This window comes from Methanosarcinales archaeon, assembly GCA_014859725.1.
In the GTDB taxonomy this organism is placed as follows: Archaea; Halobacteriota; Methanosarcinia; order Methanosarcinales; family Methanocomedenaceae; genus Kmv04.
In genome coordinates this window covers 1-4031 of sequence record JACUTQ010000177.1, presented here as the reverse complement: position 1 = coordinate 4031, position 4031 = coordinate 1, and the positions used below count along the sequence as shown (strand labels likewise).

Here is a 4031-nt window from a genome sequence, read left to right as displayed (position 1 = left end):
TGGCACAATGGAAGGACAACAGGTAGCCGAGGTATAACTGAAAAGGAAAGCCAGACCAATGCAACATAAGAAGTCGGACGAACTCATAATAGTGATAATGGTTGAGCCAATGATATACCGAACCTGTGCCGCAGGGTGCAGGAGGCGACGGTATGAGGAGAAAACTCAACTTAGCGAAGGGGTTCTAGCTTTGGTAGAGTCGAGATTATCAGCATATATAACACCAAACGGATAAAAAGAATGCCTGAAAGGTAGCTCCCGAAATAAAGTAAGGAAAAACGCCATCTGGTTAACATATGTGAAGTTGGTGGAACAATTGTTGTATGATTGAGACCGGTGGAGGCATCAAATGATGAATCAATCTCCTGATACGGGACAATTCCAAACGAAAGCCGGATGCGGGAAATCCGCACGTCCGGTTTGATGAGAAGAGGGTGGCGAAAACCACTCTTTTACTCTACCAAGAAGTCTATTTTGTGCATCCTAATTATTGCAATATTGAATAATTTTAAATATAAAAAAGGGCACACTTTAACTTTATTTTATTCTTTTAAAATCAATCATTCTATCATCTCGGTTTAAATAAGGATAAGACAAATTAGTATCTACAAAATATAAATTATTGAGGTAATTAGATGCCAAGAATAACTGCATATGTTGAGAAAGATATAGAATCTGGTTTATATGTAGCTATAGTCCCTGGAATTCCTGGTGCACACACACAAGCTGAGACTTTAGATGAGCTGCAAACTAATCTAATAGAAGTACTTGAATTGTGCCTAGAAGAAATGGACCCTGATGAAAAACAGCATCTGCCAGAATTTGTAGGAATACAACAGGTAGAGGTGACTTGTTGACAAGACTTCAAGTAGTTGATGCCAGGAAAATGGAAAAGTTATTGTTTAAATTAGGTTTTGAACGAGTTCGTCAAAAGGGAAGTCATGTATTTTATAAACATCCGGATGGGAGAACTACAACAATTCCCCATCATAGTGGAAGAGATTTAGCGAAACCATTGATTAAAGAAATTTTAAGAGGAATAGAAGTAAATAAGGCAGAATTCAATGAATATTTAAAAAGGTTATAATTTCTTCTTTTGTGCCCTTTTTTTAATTGCAAAAAAAATAATTAAGGTATATTGCATGATGCCCCGGATTTTGTGAGGCAATTCGGGGGTCTTTGGCTTTTTGATATATTACCTCACCTGCTTGCTGTGGGGACATACTGAAGCACATTGCAGACAGGCTGCATACCCGAGCATCAGTGCTTCATTTCCAAGGAGATTGAAGCATTTCTGCCAGTCAATGGAACCCTTTGTGTAAGGATCACCCTGTTTTACTGATACTGCTCCTGTAGGGCATTCCTTCATGCAGGGTCTATCACACGTGTCACAGATGGGGTCAAAATCCGAGAGAGGGTCGCCTGTAAGTGGTGCCTGGGTTACCACAGAAACAAGTCTTACGATGGAACCGTGTTCCGGATGTATCAAAAGATCGTTCACACCCCGTTTTCCCAATCCTCCATGTACTGCGGCCATTTTAACGGAGAAATACACTGCTGGCTTCAAGGCTCCTTTGATGTCCTGTAATCCTGCTTTCACAAAGGCTTCTGGTAGGTGAACAGGGAGTCCTGTGGCACCACTTCTGTAGCCCCACTTCTTCTGTATGTATCGCGACATTTTGTATCCTGCACACAGGTTCTCTGTGTTCATACCGTGAATTTCAACTACGGATTTTGCTTTGTTTATATGGGATTCCTGTACCATGTCTGGATTGTGAACAAGTCCCATGGTTATAATGGCTTTTGCATCCGGGATAAATTGCTGCGGGTGAAACTCTGGGGGAGCATCTGCATATCGCTCAATAGGGGCGATTCCCACAAGATCCATTTCAAGCACTTCTTTTGCATACCTTTTAACATCTTCAGTTATTCGGTCATCCATTGATAAACACCCACTTTATTCGTCATTATTGTGTATTACATCACAATATGTGGTATATAAGTAGAAGGGGTCAATAATTTGTGATGCTCTGGCCACCTCTCCTTATATTCAAAAAAATGAGCACATGCGGTATCAGGCTTTATCCTGCACAATGCCCCAACATCAGCCCTGAATAGGATAAAATTTTAATCAATTTTATAATCAGAAATCTTATACTATTTATGACGATATTCATCAATATATTGCTTAACCGCCCTTTTTGAAGAAAACCATTTTTTCCCAATTTTTACAGCATCGAGAGCTCCTTGCCTTGCCCTTAAACTCAGATATTCTTGGGAGTATGGAGTTCCATCTGCGAGTGTTCTTAGTGGAATCAGTTCCTCCTCTTTTCCTAAAATAGAAAGGAGCATTGTGAAACTTTCATCAACAGCTTTAGCTATGAAATTAGCAAATGGACCAAGATTTCCAGCATCCGCAGCTTTTAAATATCTATAATATTTTTTTCTATCCTCTGTTTTTATAACTATTGGAGAATACCCTAAGCCAATTAAGTAAAGGTTAGTTAACAACCTGGCCACTCTTCCATTACCATCAATGAAAGGATGGATCTCAACAAATCTATGATGCAGATAAGCAGATATTTCAATGGGATTCTTTTCACTTTTTTTGATATTTTCAATAAGCTCTTCTATTAAATTTACTACTTTTGACCAGTCAGGAGGTGTTTTTATCGCACCGGTTATTCTCACGTTCTTTGTTCGATATTTACCTGCTTCTTCTAATATACCTGATGTGACTATTTCATGAATTTGCTGTATGGTAATATGGTCAATTCTTTTTTTCTTACCAATCATACTTTCAATAAAATCGAAGGCTTTGGCATTATTGGTAGTTTCAAGATGTTCCCTTAATGACTTTCCACCAATAGTAAGACCCTCTTCAAGAACTAGTTTTGTCTCTGAGAGCGTTAATGTGTTTCCTTCAATGGCATTTGAATGATAAGTGTGCAATAATCGCAACTCTTCATGGAGCTTTTTGAGAGAATCACTCGGAAGTGGACGAATTGATTCCAGTTGCTTTTTCTTTTCATATATTCGTGAAAGAAGCTTTTCATGAATTAAGTTTATATCGGTAAATGTCATAATTGGTTATATCCGATATAAACTATATATCGGTATCGCTAGAATTTTAAAAATTCCGATATATCTTTCCACCCCCCTTTTTTAGTTCATGAAAGCTTTATTTCTAAAAATTTATGCACCTTTGAGGTGCCCCGGATTTTGTGAAGCAATTCGGGATTCCGTCACTTGATTCAGGAAAAGAGTGAAAAAAGCAATGGTTAAATTGAATACGTATTTAACTGATCTAATCAGTAATATGAACTCAAAATTATTGATAAGCGGATTAATGCTACTCATTATTATTGTAACAGGTTGTATTGAAAATTCAGAAATTACAGAAAATGCAACAAATAACTTAACAACTCAGAATCAAAATTCGGAATTAAAACCAGTTTCTTCAAGGGATTTTGGCATCTTACAGTTAACACCACAGCCTGGTGAATATTTCACCCATGAGGGAAAAGAATCAAAACTACTTTTAAAGGATTCGAATCTAAAATATTGTTACCTATCACAAAAAGATATTTGTCTTTCAGATGCAGCTAACGTAGGCGATCTAGGTATTGTAATCCATGGAACAATTAAAAATGAGTATGCTAGAGATTATTTTATAATGATGAGTGCATGTGCTCTTAATTCGGAAGGAGAGCTAATTGGATGCAATACTGAAAGTGGGCCAATATGTGGCTCTATTGTTCTTCATGTTAAGAGTGGACAAACAGATATTTTCGAGATGCACTTAAAGTATAGAGAGGACATTGAGCAAATTGTGATTTATGCCAGTGTGGATGAAGTACCACCGGAATAGATAGGAAATTGGTAATCATGTTCAATGGGCGAAACTAATTTATCCCATACTCAAAGAGAATATTCCTGATAACCTTCAAACTCATAAAAAGAACAAAACGAGATCAATAAAAATTGGTTCTCTTTAACATCGTGTGGGTAACATCACTTTTATTATATTA

5 protein-coding genes are annotated in these 4031 nt (G+C 37.3%); 3 read left to right on the top strand and 2 right to left on the bottom strand.

What is annotated here, in order from left to right; genetic code table 11:
• The first annotated feature begins 635 nt into the window (after positions 1-635).
• The gene (locus tag IBX40_11460) at positions 636-857 is read left to right on the top strand and encodes a type II toxin-antitoxin system HicB family antitoxin (GenBank protein MBE0524935.1); all 222 of its coding nucleotides are present in this window, start codon (positions 636-638) and stop codon (positions 855-857) included.
• On the top strand, positions 854-1087 hold the full coding sequence (locus IBX40_11455) for a type II toxin-antitoxin system HicA family toxin (protein MBE0524934.1): 234 nt from the start codon (positions 854-856) through the stop codon (positions 1085-1087). Before IBX40_11460 ends, IBX40_11455 begins: the two co-directional genes overlap by 4 nt.
• Before the next feature lie 108 nt (positions 1088-1195).
• Here IBX40_11455 and IBX40_11450 read toward each other — a convergent pair whose 3' ends face one another.
• Together IBX40_11450 and IBX40_11445 are read right to left on the bottom strand one after the other, a co-directional pair.
• Entirely contained in the window at positions 1196-1942 is a 747-nt protein-coding gene (locus tag IBX40_11450) for an epoxyqueuosine reductase (GenBank protein ID MBE0524933.1), read from the bottom strand.
• Between the two features lie 215 nt (positions 1943-2157).
• A complete protein-coding gene (locus IBX40_11445; protein MBE0524932.1) occupies positions 2158-3084 on the bottom strand; it encodes a Fic family protein in 927 nt (308 codons plus the stop codon).
• Positions 3085-3265: 181 nt separating this feature from the next.
• Here IBX40_11445 and IBX40_11440 point away from each other — a divergent pair, with 181 nt between their 5' ends.
• Positions 3266-3871, top strand: coding sequence for a hypothetical protein (locus IBX40_11440; protein ID MBE0524931.1), 606 nt, complete (start codon positions 3266-3268; stop codon positions 3869-3871).
• Positions 3872-4031 lie beyond the last annotated feature (160 nt).

Coding starts and splice junctions, on each gene's coding strand:
- IBX40_11460 (MBE0524935.1), top strand. CDS start 636: ATGCCAAGAATAACTGCATATGTTGAGAAAGATATAGAATCTGGTTTA.
- IBX40_11450 (MBE0524933.1), bottom strand. CDS start 1,942: ATGGATGACCGAATAACTGAAGATGTTAAAAGGTATGCAAAAGAAGTG.
- IBX40_11445 (MBE0524932.1), bottom strand. CDS start 3,084: ATGACATTTACCGATATAAACTTAATTCATGAAAAGCTTCTTTCACGA.